Origin of the sequence: Ramlibacter sp. PS3R-8 (assembly GCF_037572435.1) — a bacterium.
Taxonomy (GTDB): Bacteria; Pseudomonadota; Gammaproteobacteria; order Burkholderiales; family Burkholderiaceae_C; genus Ramlibacter.
This window is the reverse complement of record NZ_JBBHGT010000001.1, coordinates 25,483-40,577: the sequence shown is the minus strand read 5'-3', so window position 1 is coordinate 40,577 and position 15,095 is coordinate 25,483. Positions and strand designations below refer to the sequence as shown.

General features: G+C 68.0%; 14 protein-coding genes. 6 read left to right on the top strand and 8 right to left on the bottom strand.

What is annotated here, in order from left to right; genetic code table 11:
- The first annotated feature begins 94 nt into the window (after positions 1 to 94).
- The 3 genes from WG902_RS00205 (at position 95) to nrdR (ending at position 2,818) form a co-directional block, all read left to right on the top strand.
- The gene (locus WG902_RS00205) at positions 95 to 916 is read left to right on the top strand and encodes a lytic transglycosylase domain-containing protein (RefSeq protein WP_340057859.1); all 822 of its coding nucleotides are present in this window, start codon (positions 95 to 97) and stop codon (positions 914 to 916) included.
- Between the two features lie 199 nt (positions 917 to 1,115).
- Complete coding sequence (glyA, locus tag WG902_RS00200) at positions 1,116 to 2,360, top strand: serine hydroxymethyltransferase (protein ID WP_340057858.1); 1,245 nt, start codon at positions 1,116 to 1,118, stop codon at positions 2,358 to 2,360.
- Positions 2,361 to 2,368: 8 nt separating this feature from the next.
- A complete protein-coding gene (gene nrdR, locus WG902_RS00195) occupies positions 2,369 to 2,818 on the top strand; it encodes a transcriptional regulator NrdR (protein ID WP_340057857.1) in 450 nt (149 codons plus the stop codon).
- Positions 2,819 to 2,860: 42 nt separating this feature from the next.
- On the opposite strand, the gene WG902_RS00190 is transcribed toward nrdR, so the two are convergent.
- From WG902_RS00190 to WG902_RS00155, 8 genes are all read right to left on the bottom strand, one after another.
- Positions 2,861 to 3,478 carry an energy transducer TonB gene (locus tag WG902_RS00190; protein ID WP_340057856.1) on the bottom strand — a complete coding sequence of 206 codons (618 nt, stop codon included), beginning with the start codon at positions 3,476 to 3,478 and terminating at the stop codon, positions 2,861 to 2,863.
- 1 nt (position 3,479) lies between these two features.
- Positions 3,480 to 8,063 carry a pilus assembly protein gene (locus WG902_RS00185; protein ID WP_340057855.1) on the bottom strand — a complete coding sequence of 1,528 codons (4,584 nt, stop codon included), beginning with the start codon at positions 8,061 to 8,063 and terminating at the stop codon, positions 3,480 to 3,482.
- Positions 8,064 to 8,086: 23 nt separating this feature from the next.
- Complete coding sequence (locus WG902_RS00180) at positions 8,087 to 8,758, bottom strand: pilus assembly PilX family protein (protein ID WP_340057854.1); 672 nt, start codon at positions 8,756 to 8,758, stop codon at positions 8,087 to 8,089.
- Positions 8,755 to 9,873 (bottom strand): PilW family protein, encoded by a 1,119-nt coding sequence (locus tag WG902_RS00175; RefSeq protein WP_340057853.1) that lies wholly within the window; start codon positions 9,871 to 9,873, stop codon positions 8,755 to 8,757. The genes WG902_RS00180 and WG902_RS00175 overlap by 4 nt, the downstream gene beginning before the upstream one ends.
- Positions 9,848 to 10,273: a type IV pilus modification PilV family protein gene (locus WG902_RS00170; protein WP_340057852.1), complete on the bottom strand. Its 426-nt coding sequence runs from the start codon at positions 10,271 to 10,273 to the stop codon at positions 9,848 to 9,850. The genes WG902_RS00175 and WG902_RS00170 overlap by 26 nt, the downstream gene beginning before the upstream one ends.
- Complete coding sequence (locus tag WG902_RS00165) at positions 10,270 to 10,857, bottom strand: GspH/FimT family pseudopilin (protein ID WP_340057851.1); 588 nt, start codon at positions 10,855 to 10,857, stop codon at positions 10,270 to 10,272. The genes WG902_RS00170 and WG902_RS00165 overlap by 4 nt, the downstream gene beginning before the upstream one ends.
- 2 nt (positions 10,858 to 10,859) lie before the next feature.
- Positions 10,860 to 11,324, bottom strand: a complete 465-nt coding sequence (locus WG902_RS00160) for a type IV pilin protein (RefSeq protein WP_340057850.1) — start codon at positions 11,322 to 11,324, stop codon at positions 10,860 to 10,862.
- A 150-nt stretch (positions 11,325 to 11,474) separates the two neighbouring features.
- Entirely contained in the window at positions 11,475 to 12,023 is a 549-nt protein-coding gene (locus tag WG902_RS00155; RefSeq protein WP_340057849.1) for a GspH/FimT family pseudopilin, read from the bottom strand.
- 95 nt (positions 12,024 to 12,118) lie between these two features.
- On the opposite strand from WG902_RS00155, the gene ribD reads away from it, so the two are divergent.
- The 3 genes from ribD (at position 12,119) to ribBA (ending at position 15,085) form a co-directional block, all read left to right on the top strand.
- Positions 12,119 to 13,228: a bifunctional diaminohydroxyphosphoribosylaminopyrimidine deaminase/5-amino-6-(5-phosphoribosylamino)uracil reductase RibD gene (gene ribD, locus WG902_RS00150; RefSeq protein WP_340057848.1), complete on the top strand. Its 1,110-nt coding sequence runs from the start codon at positions 12,119 to 12,121 to the stop codon at positions 13,226 to 13,228.
- 97 nt (positions 13,229 to 13,325) lie between these two features.
- Positions 13,326 to 13,955 (top strand): riboflavin synthase, encoded by a 630-nt coding sequence (locus tag WG902_RS00145; protein WP_340057847.1) that lies wholly within the window; start codon positions 13,326 to 13,328, stop codon positions 13,953 to 13,955.
- Positions 13,952 to 15,085, top strand: coding sequence for a bifunctional 3,4-dihydroxy-2-butanone-4-phosphate synthase/GTP cyclohydrolase II (ribBA, locus tag WG902_RS00140; protein ID WP_340057846.1), 1,134 nt, complete (start codon positions 13,952 to 13,954; stop codon positions 15,083 to 15,085). The genes WG902_RS00145 and ribBA overlap by 4 nt, the downstream gene beginning before the upstream one ends.
- Positions 15,086 to 15,095: the final 10 nt, after the last annotated feature.

Sequence of the window (15,095 nt, the reverse complement as noted above, 5' to 3'; positions counted from 1 at the left end):
TCGAGCCTGATGGCGTACCAATCCAAACGAGGAGCCGGAGCGATGCCGCCCCCAGGCGGCGCCTCTACGGACCCGCGCGTAGAAAGGAAGTGCTATGACAGCGTTAGGAAATGTGGCCAAGGGCGTGCAGACATTCGTCGGCGACGTGGCCCAGGGCTTCTTCGAGATCACGCACAACGGCTTCGCGGTGGTGGGGCTGGCGACGGTTTTTTCCATGCTGACCCTGGCCGCCCGTCCCGATCTGCGCCAGGCGGGCGAGTCCCAGCTGATGACCTGGCTCCACGCCCGGCAGGCCCAGGCCCTGGGCCTGGTGCCCGAACTCGATGCGATCGACCGCGCCACGGCGCTGAATCCCAAGGACCTGCCCAAACAGCAGGCGGCCGTGGCGTACTGGATCAGCAAGAAGTACCGCGTGGCCCCCGAGCCGCTGTCGGCGCTGGTCGCCGAGGCCTACGAGATCGGCGAGAAGATGAAGATCGACCCCACCCTGCTGCTGGCGGTAATGGCGGTGGAGTCGGGCTTCAACCCGTTCGCCCAGAGCCCGGTCGGGGCGCAGGGCCTGATGCAGGTGATGACCGGCATCCACAGCGACAAATACGAGAACTTCGGCGGCAAGCTGGCCGCCTTCGACCCCGTGACCAACCTGCGGGTCGGCGCCAAGGTGTTGCAGGAATGCATACAGCGGGCCGGCTCGGTCCAGGCGGGGCTGAAGTTCTATGTGGGCGCGGCCCTTCACCCGGACGATGGCGGCTATGGCGACAAGGTGCTGGCCGAGCACGCCCGGCTGAAGGAAGTGGCGAGCGGCCGGGCCGTGCCGCTGGCGACCCCCCCGGCAGCGCCCCTGCGCACCGCGGTCCCCATGCCCATCCCCTCCGCGCCCGCCAAGGAAGACGACGCGCCGACCCCGGCGGTCTGAGACGCCCGGTCGCTTCGAGCGGGTAAACTAGCCCGGCACGCGACTGGCGATAGGCGCCCCGCCCGGGGCGCTGACGTGGATCCATCCGGGGGCCCGCCCCCGCACCAACCACTGGGAAGCGTGCCGCGCGCGAGCTCCGCGCGCGACCCGCCGTTCGCCTGGGCAGCCCTCGTCAACGACAGGGAACCATAGGACTGCCATGTACGACCGCAACATCCTCATCGAACAGACCGACCCCGAACTCTGGGCCGCCATCCAGGCCGAGAACCGCCGCCAGGAAGCACACATCGAGTTGATCGCCAGCGAGAACTACGCCTCGCCCGCCGTCATGGCCGCCCAGGGCACCCAACTCACCAACAAGTACGCCGAGGGCTACCCCGGCAAGCGCTATTACGGCGGCTGCGAGAATGTCGACGTGGCCGAGCAGCTGGCCATCGACCGGATCAAGCAGTTGTTCGGCGCCGAGGCCGCCAACGTGCAGCCGCACTCCGGCGCGCAGGCGAACCAGGCGGTCTTCCTGGCGTTCCTGAAGCCCGGCGACACCATCATGGGCATGAGCCTGGCCGAAGGCGGCCACCTCACCCACGGCATGGCGTTGAACATGAGCGGCAAGTGGTTCAACGTCGTGAGCTACGGGCTGAACAAGGACGAAGCCATCGACTACGACGCGATGGAGCGCAAGGCCCACGAGCACAAGCCCAAGCTGATCATCGCCGGCGCGTCGGCGTACTCGCTGCGCATCGATTTCGAACGCTTCGCCAGAGTGGCGAAGGACGTCGGCGCGATCTTCATGGTCGACATGGCGCACTACGCCGGACTGATCGCCGCGGGCGCCTACCCGAACCCCGTGCCTCATGCCGACGTGGTGACTTCCACCACCCACAAGAGCCTGCGCGGACCGCGCGGCGGCTTCGTCCTGATGAAGGCGCAGCACGAAAAGGCGATCAACAGCGCCGTCTTCCCCGGCCTGCAGGGCGGACCGCTGATGCACGTCATCGCCGCCAAGGCGGTCGCGTTCAAGGAAGCGCTGTCGCCCGAGTTCAAGGGTTACCAGCAGCAGGTGGTGAAGAACGCCCAGGTCGTCGCCGAAACGCTGGTGCAGCGCGGGCTGCGCGTGGTGAGCGGCCGGACCGAAAGCCACGTGATGCTGGTGGACCTGCGCTCCAAGGGCATCACCGGCAAGGAAGCCGAGGCGGTGCTGGGGCAGGCGCACATGACGATCAACAAGAACGCCATTCCCAACGACCCGGAAAAGCCGATGGTCACCAGCGGCCTGCGCATCGGCACGCCGGCCATGACCACGCGCGGCTTCAAGGAGGAGGAGGCGCGCCTGACGGCCAACCTGCTGGCCGACGTGCTCGACAAGCCGCGCGACGCCGCCAACATCGCCGCGGTGCGCGAGAAGGTCAACGCCCTGACCCGCCGCTTCCCGGTCTACAGGTAAAGCCCCGGATGAAGTGCCCCTTCTGCAGCAACGCGGACACCCAGGTGGTGGAGACCCGCATGGCGGAGGACGGCGACTTCATCCGCCGCCGCCGCCAGTGCGCCCACTGCGAAAAGCGCTTCACCACCTATGAGCGGCCGGACGTCACTTTCCCCGCGGTGGTGAAAAAGGATGGCCGGCGCATCGACTTCGAACGCGCCAAGCTGCTGGCCTCCATGAACCTGGCGCTGCGCAAGCGCCCCGTGTCCACCGAGCAGATCGACGGCGCCGTGGAGCGCATCGAGGAAAAGCTGCTGGGCCTGGGCGTGCGCGAAGTGCCCTCCTCCCGCATCGGCGAAATGGTGATGCGCGAGCTCAAGAAGCTGGACAAGGTCGCTTACGTGCGTTTCGCCAGCGTGTACCGCAGCTTCGAGGACGTCGACGAGTTCCGCACCGTCATCGACGAGATCCGGCGCTGATCTGCACCACCATGCCGGGGTCGGCTCGTCGCCGAACCCGGCCTACGACTTGCGGCCGGTCGGCGCCTGGAAGTCGATCTCCAGCCGCACCTGAGAGCGCACCGCGACGCGGTCCACCTCTCCCGGGCTGAAGCGGGCCGCCGCGAAGGCTTCGCGGATGCTGCGCTCGAACGCCGGGTGCACATCGGGCGAGTCCAGCCGCAGCTTCTGCACCGCACCGCGCTCGTCGATGAACAGCGTCACCCGCACCTTCAGGTCCACCGTGCCGTCCACGTCGTTCGGGAAAGGCACGTCCACGTGGCCTACCAGCTTCGGCGTCACCGTGAGCTGTCCGCGCGGCAGGTAAGGCGCATCCGGCGCGGGTGCGGCAGTTCGTTCCGGGGTGGCCGGCCCCAGGGTGGGTGCCGTGGCGGCAGCGGCAACCGGCGGCGGGATGGACTCGGTGGTGCCGCGCAGAGCGGCCGGCGTCTCGGGCGCGGTGGGCGCCGGCTCCGCAGTTGCCGTCGGCTGCACCGGACGCACCTGGAACGCGAGCGGCGCGCCGTGCAGCGCGCCGTGGAGGGCGGGAGCCGGCTGCACCGTCGCCAGCCAGGCAAACACCGCCCCGTGCCCCAGCAGGGTCACGGCGACGGCCTGCCAGAAACCGCGGCGGCGCTCCAACTCAATCCACCAGTTCCCGCCAGGAGGTCCGGCGCAGGACAGGGCTGCCGCCGGATGACGTCCCGACCAGCGATTGCAAGGTGCCGTCGCTGCGCGTGATGATGCTGACCACGCTGCCGGGGTTGTCACCGGTGGTCAGCTGGACCAGCGTCAGGCCCTGGATCATCACGTTGCCGATGTAGGTGGAGCTCGAGGCGCCGCTGCCGATGCTGAACTCGTACAGGAAGGACTGGCCCCCCACCGTGCAGCTCTCGTCGTTGGGCAGGTTGGAACCCACGAACAGCGTCTCCAGCGCGAGCTGCGGATTCACCGAAATGCGCTCCCCGGCCGGAAGGTCGGCCCGCCAGCCTGCCTTGGTCAGCCAATCGACGGCATTGTTGGTGCTGGTTCGGGCCGTACCGCTGGCGCTGATGGTCTGCGACACGAAGTTGGTGTTGGAGCGCACGTCGCCATAAGACGAGTCGATCAGCGGGTCCTTCATCGCGTAGAGGGACTGCACGCTGCCGTCAGTCAGGTCGGACGTGCCCAGGTACTTGCCTGTTCCGACGAAGACGACCGGATAGCGCGAGCCATTGTGGGTGATCTCCGCCACCGAAGGCTTGGTGGTCACCGGCTGGGCCCCACCGTCGGGGTTGGTCAGCTGGGCCAGGCGCAGCGCGGCGTTGTTGGGGGCGACCACGCCGTCGATGTCGAAGCGCCACAGGTTGCCCAGGATGTCCCCGCCGTAAAAACGCTTGGACACGTTCGCCAGTTCGGAATCCACCCAGGAGTTGATCTTTGCCAGGCCGCTCGGCGTGGTGGTGTCACCGGCGGCGGTGGTGCCGCTGGTGAAGGTGTCCACCTGCGTCAGGAGCGTGCCGGTGTTCGCGTCCAGCACGAACAGGTGACCGTTGCCGTCGCCCGGACTCACGTTGTTGTAGCCGGACGCGAACACCACCACCCATGTGCCGTCGCTGCGCTTCGTGATGATCGGGTTGCCGTAGCTCAGGCCGAGGTTGTCGTTGGTGAACTCCCACATCTGCTTGGGGTTCGCCGGGTCCGTGAGGTCCAGAGCGTAATAGCCCCGCCCGCCGGCATTGAGGCCGCCCACGACGATGGTCTTCCAGGCGCCGTCCACATAGATGTCGCCCATCTGCGGCGAACCGTCCACGAAGTAGGAGTGGTGGTTGGTGAAGTTGCGGTCCGCCAGCTTGTACAGCTTGGGCATCACGAACGAAGGAATGTAGGCCCACCTTTCATCACCGGTCAGGCGGTCAAAGGCGTGCAGCATGCCGTCGTTGGAAGCGGCCAGCACCACGGCAGTCCGCGCCGGCGAGGCGTTCACGAAAGTCTGGTAGTCGTTCTCCGTGTACTTGAAGCCCGGCTTGCCGACGAACAGCGGCGAGGCATTGATGATGTCGCCCAGCAGGTGGACGCGCGAGCGGTAGTAAGCCATCGTCCTGTCACCGCGGATGAACTTGACCAGGTTGTCTGCGGTGTTGGCGCTGGCCTTGGTTGCCGTGTCCAGGTCCGCGCACTGTTCCGGCGCGCTGCCGCCGTCGGCCCCTGGCTTGCTGCAGAAGTTCTCGAAAGAGCCGATGTAGCCATCGTCGCTCAGGTTGGTGGTCGTGAACGTTTTCAGCGTCGTGCCGCCCGCCGGATTCCGGTAGTAGATCGTGCGGCTGGCCGGCGTCTGCAGATCCAGTCGGGCCTTCGCGGACCACGTGGTGGTGGTCGAAATCGCGCCGCTCGTGGGCGAAATGCTGAAGGAAAGAACGTCACCCCACCAGTCCTGCGTGCGGAACTGCGCGACGTAGATGTCGTTGTCGCCTTGCACCGGCTGCAGCGACGAGGTCGATGCCGCGGACGCGGCGCCGGTGGTCCCCGCGATGGTGTCGATCACGGCAGTCAGGCTGCTGGCCAGCGTGGCCGGGTCACCCGCGCTGAAGTACTTGCCCCGGCCGTTGACCGCGGCGTGCCACAGGTCGTCGATGTTCTCGGGGCCGCCACCACTGGTGCTCGCGGTCGGCGCGGCCCAGTTCCGGCTGTTGTTGATGATGTCGCGGAAATCGCCGGTCGTCTGCTCCTGGTAGTTCGGGTCGTACGTCATGTAGCCGTTTGCGCCCAGGCCCAGCGTGAAGGTGGTCATGTGCTGCCACTGCGCGGTGTCGCCATAGGAATACCCGGCCTCCTTGACGTCGCCCGACCCGTTGTTCCGGCAGATGTCGTTGCCGAGCGCGCCAATGCAGTTGCTCAGCCCACTGGTCCGCAAGTCGGTCTTGTAGTAATACATTGCCACGTCGGCCAATGTGTTCAAGCTGCCGCCGCTGGTGGTCGCGGCCGTGGTGCTGACGTGCGCGCTTTCCACCGTGCTCGTGCTGAGCGGAGTGACGCTCTGGGCGCCGTTCTGCGTGCGAGTGGGACCCGTGCTGCTGACGATGCCGTTGGACACCGGCGCCTGGGGGCTCGTCGTGGACGGGAGGTTCGTAGCGGTCACGTTGCTGGGATTGGAAGCGTTGTTCACGCAAGAGGCGCCCGACGGGACCGAAACGCTCGTACTGGCGACCCAGGAGGTCTGGCCCGCGGACACCACCGTGGTGGCCGGCGCGGGCGGTGTGCCGATGGCGGTCGTGACGGCCGCGGTGCCCGTGACGTTCGTCGGCGTGGAAGTGGTCGTACTGCTGGACAGCGCCCCCTGGGTGGTCGTGTCGCTCACCTGCACTCCGTTCACGACCTTCACCACCCGGGTCCAGGGCGTGATTTCCCGAAGCGTGGAGACGTGCGTGGACGTCGACGGCTGCCGGGTCGTGGTGGTCATGTAGGTCGTCGTGGTGCTCAGCAGGTCACTGGTTTCGCGGATCGTGCGCTGCACGCTCCTGCCGCTGCTGCAATCCACGCCGCCCGGGAAGATCCGGTAGGTGCCGGCCGGAGTCCCGGCAGTCCCCGGGCTGTTGTACCGGAACTGCGTGGCGCTGATCACCGTGATGCTGACGTTGTCCGCCCTGAACGAGAGGTTGAACGTGCCGCTGTTGCCGCCGCCAATGTCGATGACATCACCGGTGACGAGGTTGTGGCCGCCAGCGACAGTCACAGTCACGACGCCTGCGGCACGGGTAAGGTTCGCGCCCACGTCGAACTCGGGAACGAGCACGAAATTGTCGCGCCGCTGTCCAGCGTTCGCGCTCGCCGGTGCGGTCGTGGAGGTGCTCCGTGTGACCGTGCTGGTCGTGACGTAGGGGATGACGACAGTGGTCAAGGTGTCCTTGGTCACCGTCCAGGTTTCGGTGGTCGTGTCCGTCACGCTGCCGCCGTCGAACATCGGCCGCAACGTTGCCCCGCCGTCCTGCTGGCCCACCAGGGTGGTTCCGTCCAGCTTGTAGGGGCCGTACGACGAAGTCTCGTATCCGGTGTTCCAGTAACCGTCCGTGGACAGCAGGGTGAAGTTGCGCTGGCAGGAGTACTGGACGGGGTCGACCGTCTGGCTCGGCGCCTTCTTGGCGTAGTACTGGCCGGCCTTGGCCAACGCACCGCGCAGCGGGGTCGTCATCGTGGCCGGCGGGACGGTGGCGAAGAGCTTGGTATAGAACAGCTCCTTCTGGGCAGCGTCGAAGTCCCGGATGTTCAGGAACTTCGTACCTTCCACCGCGTTGGTGGAGCTGATGGTGGTGAAGCCCACGCGGTAGTCTTTGTCCACCGTGCGGAACGCCCTGGACACGGCCGTCTTCATCAGCTTCATGCGGTCGGTGTAGTACGCCTTCCAGTTCGCGTACTTCTGTGCAGCGACGGCATCGCCGCCGTCGACAGCGAATGGAGTGAACACGCCGCTGCCGGGTTCGGCAGAAGTGGGAGTCGTGCCGATCGGGCGGATTGGACTGTTGCACTCCTTGTAGAAGGTGGTGCTCGTGATGACGGTTCCGTCGGTCGCGTAGGAGAAGCCCAGCTTTTTCTGCACGCCGGTGTAAGTGAAGTAGGTGTTGGCGAGGCCGCGACCGATCTTGCCGCCCGACAGGCTTCCCGTGCCGACGACTGCCAGCACCTTCAGGGTCATGGTGCCGCTGCTCATGGCGGTCACGACAGCGGTGAAATACTTGCTGGCGGAACCGTACACCGTCACCAATCGGCTCGATCCCGTCGTCGAGAAATAGTCACTCGCGTTTCCGCTCGACAGCGTTACGGATACCGAAGCGCCCGCAGCCGGCCAGGTGCTGATGTTGTTCAGGCTGCGCGTATCCGTCACCTGGGTGGCCGGATCCAGCACTGCGAGGTCGCCGAGGGTAGCGTCCGCACCCGTGTGGTCCACCGGCAGCAGGTACGAAGTGGCGGGGCTGTAGGCCAGGCCGTTGCATTGCTGTGACCGCTGGCCATACTCCGTGGCGTCGAAATCATCCGCCGAGTCCGGCATGTGGTCGCGCAACATCGAGCCCGAATCGTCCAGGATGAACATGATGTTCGGCTTGACCACGTCGTTGGAGGACGTGAACAGCGGGGCGTTGGCGATGTCGGTCGTCGCTGCAATGACGGTGCCGCAGAACAGTCCCGCAAGCAACGCGGCCGCCGCGCGCGATCGTCGCACCCGGGACTGGAGTTGAAGGTCAGCGAGTTTCATGATGGGCTTTCGGCGGCTGTCCGTCAGAAGTGGACGAGGGATTCGGTGAAGGTCACGGTATTGCGCGGCCCTTCCACGCGCACGATGACGCGGAAGTAGGGACCTGCGATGCCGGTGCTGATGCGGCCGCCGGGGTTGAGCTCGCCGCGCTCGAGCGCGGTCGATGTGGATGCAGCTGCCGGGCGAACGCACGAGTTCGCCGGGCCTGGGGCGCCGTCGGCGTCGCACAGGCGCGTGATGACCCACTGCATCCTGTTGCCGCCGACCGTGGTGCCCGTGAAGGGCAGCGTGTCGCAGGTCGCGTAGGTTCCCTCGGCGAGGCCGTTGCAGTCGCCGTCCCAGTTGACCATCGCCAGCCTCTTGCCGGGTTCGTCCCGGTTGTGGTTGCCGGTGGGATCGAGCTGGTCGATGCTGCTGGCGTAGTAGCCCCGTTCCGGGACGCTGGTGTTCAGCGTGGCGCCGGAGGCATTGCTCGCCAGCCAGACCAGGGCCTCTTCGGTGGCGCGGGAGCTGGCGGCGATGGTGTCCTGCTTGAAGGCCAGGTTGCCCATGATGAGCGTGCCGGTGTCCACCGAGCGCGTCAGCGCCACGGCGCCGAAGCCCAGGATGACCAGGGCCATCAGCGAGAACAGCAACGACACGCCGCGCTGCGCAGCGCGCGGGGCGGATCGGCGAAGGATGGAAATGCGATTCATGACGACCACAGCATGTTGCGCAGGGGCACGATGGTGTCGAACAGGCGGTAGCGGTAGCGCTTCCAGTCGTCGCCCAGGCCGTCGATCTTGATGGACACGCACCGGCTGGTGGCGCCCGACGGGGTCACGCAAGAGGCGCCGATCGCGGAAGTCCCCACGGTGCCGACGTCCCAGGACACATTGGCGTGCGTCACGTCTTCCTTCTCGTACTGGCTGTTGCGCGCGACCACCGCGATGCGCACGGCGATCACCTGTTGCCACTCGGCCGGCGTCGTCGGCGCGACGCTGTTCCAGGTGTCGACGATGCTGTTGGCGTCGGCAATGGTGTCCTTGCCATACAGCGCCTGCAACTGGACGATGTTGGGAAACAATTCGGTGGCCGCGGCGTATTCCGGCTCGAAGGTCGCCGCATTGAGGGTGAGGCTTCGCACGGTCAGGGCGTTGCCGCTGACGGCATAGGTCACGTCCAGGGGCGTACCCATGTTGATCAGCGCGCCGCCGTCGGGAAACACGGCTGCGGCGGGCGGGCCCGCGTTCCAGCTGCTGGTGGTGCCGATCGGGACGCTCGCCCCCGGGGTGCCCGTCACCTGCAGCACGCGGCACGGAACGCTGGGCGCGGCGGAGATGGCATTGGTGGCAATGACCAGGTCGCCGCTGGCGATGCCACGGGAACTTGCCACCGGGTAGGCGGTGAGCGTGTTGCCGGGCGCCACGATGCGCAGGGGCACCGAGTACGAGGTCTTGCCGCTGGCGAGGATGCGCACGGAATCCGGGGCGTCCCCTGCGCCATCGGTGATCACCACGGGCACCAGGCGCGGCGGGAAATTCGCGACAACGGCGCCGCCGAAGGATGCCGTCAGCGTACAGCCGACCACTTGGGGCGTGGTGGCGAAGCCATAGCCGGCCGGCTGCAGCGCGCGCTGCAGCGTGGCCAGCGCCACCGCGCCGTTCACCTGCGCGTCGGAGCCGGACGTCGTGCTGCGCTTCTGCCCCTCCGAATTCACCAGGACGTGGGTCACGGCGAGGCTGGCCATCAGGCCGATCAGCACGCCGATCATCAGCTCGATCAGCGTGAAACCGGACTGGCGCTTAATTGATGGAACTCGAGACGACATGGCTGTGCGTTCCTTCCGCGCTCGTGGACCAGGTGAGTGTCATCGACACGACGCCGGTGGCGGCGGTGGCGCTGATTTCGACGGCGCCGGCAGGCAGGCCGGATTCGACCTTCTGCACGAAGTCGCTGCAAGGCGCATGGGCGTCGCAGGCGGCGCCCGTGTTGTAGGAGGCCAGGTTGGCCCTGTCCGCCCACATGTTCCCCAGCACCTGCGAGCTCAGGTAGGCGGCATCGGCGCGGTACTTGGCGCTGCCCTGCGCGCGCGTCATCGCCACTTGCAGACCCACCAGGCCGATGATGCCGAAGGCGAAGATGAGGATGCCGACGAGTGCTTCGACCAGCGCCACGCCGCGCTGGCGGCGCGCCGCGGGCTTGCGGGAGATGTGCGGTTTCTTGTTCATGGCTGGACGCAAGCCCTCGAATCCGTGGCATCGATGGCGGTGGCGGTCGGGTCGCACATGCGGATGCCGCCGCTGGCCGAGACTTCCACCCGCAGCGGCCGCACGGTGGTGCTGGCGGAGTGGCTGATGTCCACCTTCCAGGCGCCGCCGGTGGTTCGCTGCCCGAACCCGTTGAAGCTGACGGAAGACGTGTTCGCGACGACGGCAAGCCCCTCGGCGCTCTTGCCGGGGCCGAAGGTCTCCACGATCTTTGGCGTGACGGAGGCGGACGGGGCCGTCGCGCACGCCCCTGCCGGGTTCTCCAGGCTGACGACCCACGCCCCGGACGCGGTGTCGAGCGCGCAGGAGTTGTCCGGCCGGGTGGTGTTGGGCGGCGAGACCAGCCAGAACGTGACCACCTTGTTGCGCTTCATCGCTTCCTGGCGCGCCTTGTGCAGGCCGTTCTGGGTGGTCTCGGCCAGCGTGCGCACGTGCGTGGACCGCATCCAGTCGCCCATGCTGGGCAGGCCGGCGGCAATCAGGATCCCCAGCACCGAGACCGTCACGGCGACCTCGATCAGGTTGATGCCAAGTTGCCGCTTCATGATCAGCACTCCGTGCCCTTCACCACCCAGCAGGTCTTGGTGACGGAGGCGCCCTTGAAATACGTGGTGCCCTGCTGGTTGGCCTGGTTCACGGTGTAGACATGGCCCACGGCCTTGCCCGACGCGCCGGTGGCCGTCAGCACGTAGCCGGTGCCGTCGACCAGGCAGGTGTAGTTGAAGAATTTTCCGGGAGCGAAGCTGCTCCACCCCGGCGCGTTGGTGCCGTTGGCGCAGACGCCGCCGTTGGTGGTGCCGTAGCTCTTGTAGTCCTGGAAGTACTGCTCGAGCTTGACGCGGTAATCCTGCAGCGCACCGAACGCCTCCTGCAGCTGGCCGCGGCGGATGTAGTCGGTGTAGGCGGGATAACCCACCCCCGCGAGGATGCCCACGATCGCGACCGTGATCATCAATTCGATGAGGGTGAAGCCCGCTGCGCTGCGGGACCGGCTCAGACAGGTTGGGGACAAGGCTCTCTCCAGACGACAGGAACGAGCGGATGCTACGCAGCGCACCCACCCCCTGCCATGCCGGTTCGCCCAGCGGTCACGGTCATGTGATAAGCGGTCCAGCCCCGTCGCGGGGGGCTGGCAGACGGCGCGGCGCGCCCTACCGACGGATCAGTAGCAGTCGTTCAACCAGATCTTCTGCACCCTCGGCCGGCCACCCGCGTTGATGATGATCTGGCGTGCTTCGGTGCGCTCCGTCGAGGTCCGGCACAAGGTGAACGTCCCGGCCTGGAAGGCGCCGGACGACGCCATCCGCGCGCCCCCCATCGGACCGTACGACACGTAGCGGCCCACCGGCCCATTGGCGGTCAGCCGCCATCCCGGCGGCAGCGCATTCAGCCGATGCAGCACCGGCTCGTTCTCGTCGCGGGCGCCGCTGTTGTTGCGGTCCTGGAAGAGGATCCAGCCTTGCTCCCACGCGCCGCTCCCCGCGCAGGAGTTGCCGTCCGCGGATTTGCAAAGCACCACGCGTCCGTTGCGCTTGATGGCCTCGCTGCGGGCCAGCATCAGCTGCTGGAACAGGTCGCCGCTCATGGCCTGCAGCCGCAGGCCATGGAACAGGTCGGCCATCGAGCTGGCGCCCAGCGCCAGCAGGGAGCCGACCATGGCGAGCGTCACGAGGGACTCGACCAGGGTGAAGCCGCGAGCGCGCTGGGACATGCACCGCACGATAGGCAGCCGTCCCCGCCCGCGCAGTGCGTTGCTGGCAACGACGGCGTGACGGATGCCGCACGCTCTTGGCTCACAATGGCTTGATGGAACCTCAGGACCGCTGGATGCAGGAGGCGCTCGCGCTGGCGGCGCGCGCTGTCGGCTTCTGCGAGCCCAACCCCCGCGTCGGCTGCGTCATCGTCACGGCGGACGGCACGCGGGAGCTGGGGCGCGGGCATACCCAGGCCGCCGGGCAGGCGCACGCCGAAATCATGGCCCTGCGGGATGCCGCCGCGCGCGGCGAGGACGTGCGTGGCGCCACCGTGTTCGTCACGCTGGAGCCCTGCGCGCACCACGGCCGCACCGGCCCCTGCTGCGACGCCCTGGTGGCCGCCGGCGTCGGCCGGGTCGTCGCTTCATTGACGGATCCCAATCCGCTGGTCGCCGGCCAGGGCTTCGCGCGGCTGCGGGCCGCCGGCGTCACGGTGGAGACCGGGCCGGGCGCCGACGAGAGCCGCGCACTCAATATCGGCTTTTTCAGCCGCATGGTGCGCGGCCTGCCCTGGGTGCGCATGAAGATCGCCGCCTCGCTCGATGGCCAGACGGCCCTGGAGAACGGCCGCAGCCAGTGGATCACCGGTGAGGCCGCGCGCGCCGACGGCCACGCCTGGCGCGCCCGGGCGGGCGCCGTGCTCACGGGCATTGGCACGGTGCAGGAAGACGACCCGCGCCTGGACGTGCGGCTGGCACCCGTCGGCCAACAACCGCCCTTGGTGGTCGTGGACAGCAAGTTGCAGACGCCACCCGGCGCCGCCCTCTTCCAGGCCGGCCGGCCGGTGTGGATCTACGCCGCCGAGGATCGCGCCCCGGAGCGGGCCGCGCTGGAAGGACGCGGCGCCCTGGTCACGCAACTGCCCGGCCCCGGCGGCAAGGTGGACCTGGCCGCGCTGCTGAAGGACCTCGCCGCGCGCGGCGTCAACGAGTTGCACGTCGAAGCCGGCTTCAAGCTCAACGGCTCCCTGGTGCGTGAGGGGCTGGTGGACGAGTTCCTGCTGTACTTCGCGCCCAAGCTGCTGGGCGCCGGCCGCGGCATGGTGAACTTCGGGCCGCTGGGGGAGCTGGCGGGCGCGGTGGCCCTGGAGTTCACCAGCGTCGAGCCGATCGGCGCCGACCTGCGGGTGCTCGCCACCGTCAAAGACCGCGGTTTTTCGTAGGGTGGGTTCGCGCAGCGACCCCACCGGCGGGGTCGCTGCGCGAACCCGCCCTACCCAACCAGCCTGCCGTCCCGGGTGAACCTGCGAGAATACGCGTATGTTCACCGGCATCATCACCGGCGTCGGGCGTATCGCCGCCATCGACGACCTCGGCTCTTCAAGGCAGCACGGCAAGCGGCTCACCATCACCGCGCCCTCCGGCTACCTGGACGATGTCGGGCTGGGCGACAGCATCGCCCTCAACGGCGCCTGCATGACGGTGACTTCGCTCGATGCCAACGCAGGCCGCTTCACCATCGACATCTCCGCGGAGTCCCTCGACAAGACCGCTGGCCTGGCGGACCCCGGCCCGGTGAACCTGGAAAAGGCCTTGCGTGCGCACGACCGGCTGGGCGGCCACTTGGTGGCCGGCCATGTCGACGGCGTCGGGGCCGTGACGAAAATGGAGCCGGTGGGCGAAAGCTGGGAGCTGCGCGTCCTGGCGCCGCCGGGGCTGGGCAAGTACCTGGCATACAAGGGCTCGATCACCGTCAACGGGGTCAGCCTCACGGTCAACAGCATCGCCGACCGCGCCGACGGCACCGAACTGTCGATCAACCTGATCCCGCACACCGTGGACAACACCGCCCTGCACGCGCTGAAAGCCGGCGGCCGGGTCAACCTGGAGATCGACCTGATCGCCCGCTACGTCGAGCGCATGCTCGGCACAGGAAGGGTCCCGTCATGAACGCACGTCAACCCGTCACGCCGGTGCCGGTGGCGCCCGTCGAGGAGATCGTCGCGGAGATCCGCGCCGGCCGCATGGTCATCCTGGTCGACGAGGAGGACCGCGAGAACGAAGGCGACCTCGTCCTGGCCGCCGAGCACGTCACGCCCGAGGCCATCAACTTCATGGCGCGCTTCGGCCGCGGCCTGATCTGCCTGACGCTCACCCGCGACCGTTGCGAGCGCCTGCAGCTGCCGCCCATGGTGGCGCGCAACGGCACCAAGATGGGCACGGCGTTCACCGTCTCCATCGAGGCCGCCGAAGGCGTGACCACCGGCATCTCGGCCGCCGACCGCGCACGCACCGTGCAGGCGGCCGTCGCCCGCACGGCCACTGCCGCCGACCTCGTCCAGCCAGGCCACATCTTCCCCTTGCAGGCGGTGGATGGCGGCGTGCTGATGCGCGCGGGGCACACGGAAGCGGGTTGCGACCTCGCCGCCCTGGCCGGCCTCACGCCAGCGGCGGTGATCTGCGAAGTGATGAAGGACGACGGCACCATGGCGCGCCTGCCGGACCTGCAGCTGTTCGCCGCCGAACATGGCTTGAAGATCGGCACCATCGCCGACCTGATCGGGCACCGCAGCCGGACCGAGAGCCTGGTGGAAAAGCTCGGCTCGCGGCCGCTGAAGACGGCCTGCGGCGAATTCGTGGCGCACGCCTGGCGCGACAAGCCCAGCCAGGGCCTGCACCTGGCGCTGGTCAAGGGCGCCTGGCAGCCGGACGATGTGGTGCCGGTGCGCGTGCACGAGCCGCTGTCGGTGCTGGACGCGCTGGAGCTGGACCGCTCCATGCATTCCTGGAGCCTGGAAGCCACGCTCCAGCACATCGCCGCGGCAGGCCGCGGCGTCGCCGTGCTCCTGAACTGCGGCGAGACGGCGCACCAGTTGCTGGCGCAGTTCGAGGGCACCGCCCGCGCATCGCACGCACCGGAGCGCGGCACCATGGACCTGCGCACCTACGGCGTGGGCGCCCAGATCCTGCGCGACTGCGGCGTGCAGCGCATGAACCTGATGGGCGCGCCGCGGCGCATGCCCAGCATGGCCGGCTACGGCCTGGAAGTGGTCGGGTACATCCCCCGCCCCGTTGCCTGAAGGAATCTCT

What these genes read in the sequence shown, in the direction of transcription:
- WG902_RS00205 (WP_340057859.1), top strand. Translation starts at nt 95, where the DNA reads ATGACAGCGTTAGGAAATGTGGCCAAGGGCGTGCAGACATTCGTCGGC.
- glyA (WP_340057858.1), top strand. Translation starts at nt 1,116, where the DNA reads ATGTACGACCGCAACATCCTCATCGAACAGACCGACCCCGAACTCTGG.
- nrdR (WP_340057857.1), top strand. Translation starts at nt 2,369, where the DNA reads ATGAAGTGCCCCTTCTGCAGCAACGCGGACACCCAGGTGGTGGAGACC.
- WG902_RS00185 (WP_340057855.1), bottom strand. Translation starts at nt 8,063, where the DNA reads ATGAAACTCGCTGACCTTCAACTCCAGTCCCGGGTGCGACGATCGCGC.
- WG902_RS00180 (WP_340057854.1), bottom strand. Translation starts at nt 8,758, where the DNA reads ATGAATCGCATTTCCATCCTTCGCCGATCCGCCCCGCGCGCTGCGCAG.
- WG902_RS00175 (WP_340057853.1), bottom strand. Translation starts at nt 9,873, where the DNA reads ATGTCGTCTCGAGTTCCATCAATTAAGCGCCAGTCCGGTTTCACGCTG.
- WG902_RS00170 (WP_340057852.1), bottom strand. Translation starts at nt 10,273, where the DNA reads ATGAACAAGAAACCGCACATCTCCCGCAAGCCCGCGGCGCGCCGCCAG.
- WG902_RS00165 (WP_340057851.1), bottom strand. Translation starts at nt 10,857, where the DNA reads ATGAAGCGGCAACTTGGCATCAACCTGATCGAGGTCGCCGTGACGGTC.
- WG902_RS00155 (WP_340057849.1), bottom strand. Translation starts at nt 12,023, where the DNA reads ATGTCCCAGCGCGCTCGCGGCTTCACCCTGGTCGAGTCCCTCGTGACG.
- ribD (WP_340057848.1), top strand. Translation starts at nt 12,119, where the DNA reads ATGGAACCTCAGGACCGCTGGATGCAGGAGGCGCTCGCGCTGGCGGCG.
- WG902_RS00145 (WP_340057847.1), top strand. Translation starts at nt 13,326, where the DNA reads ATGTTCACCGGCATCATCACCGGCGTCGGGCGTATCGCCGCCATCGAC.
- ribBA (WP_340057846.1), top strand. Translation starts at nt 13,952, where the DNA reads ATGAACGCACGTCAACCCGTCACGCCGGTGCCGGTGGCGCCCGTCGAG.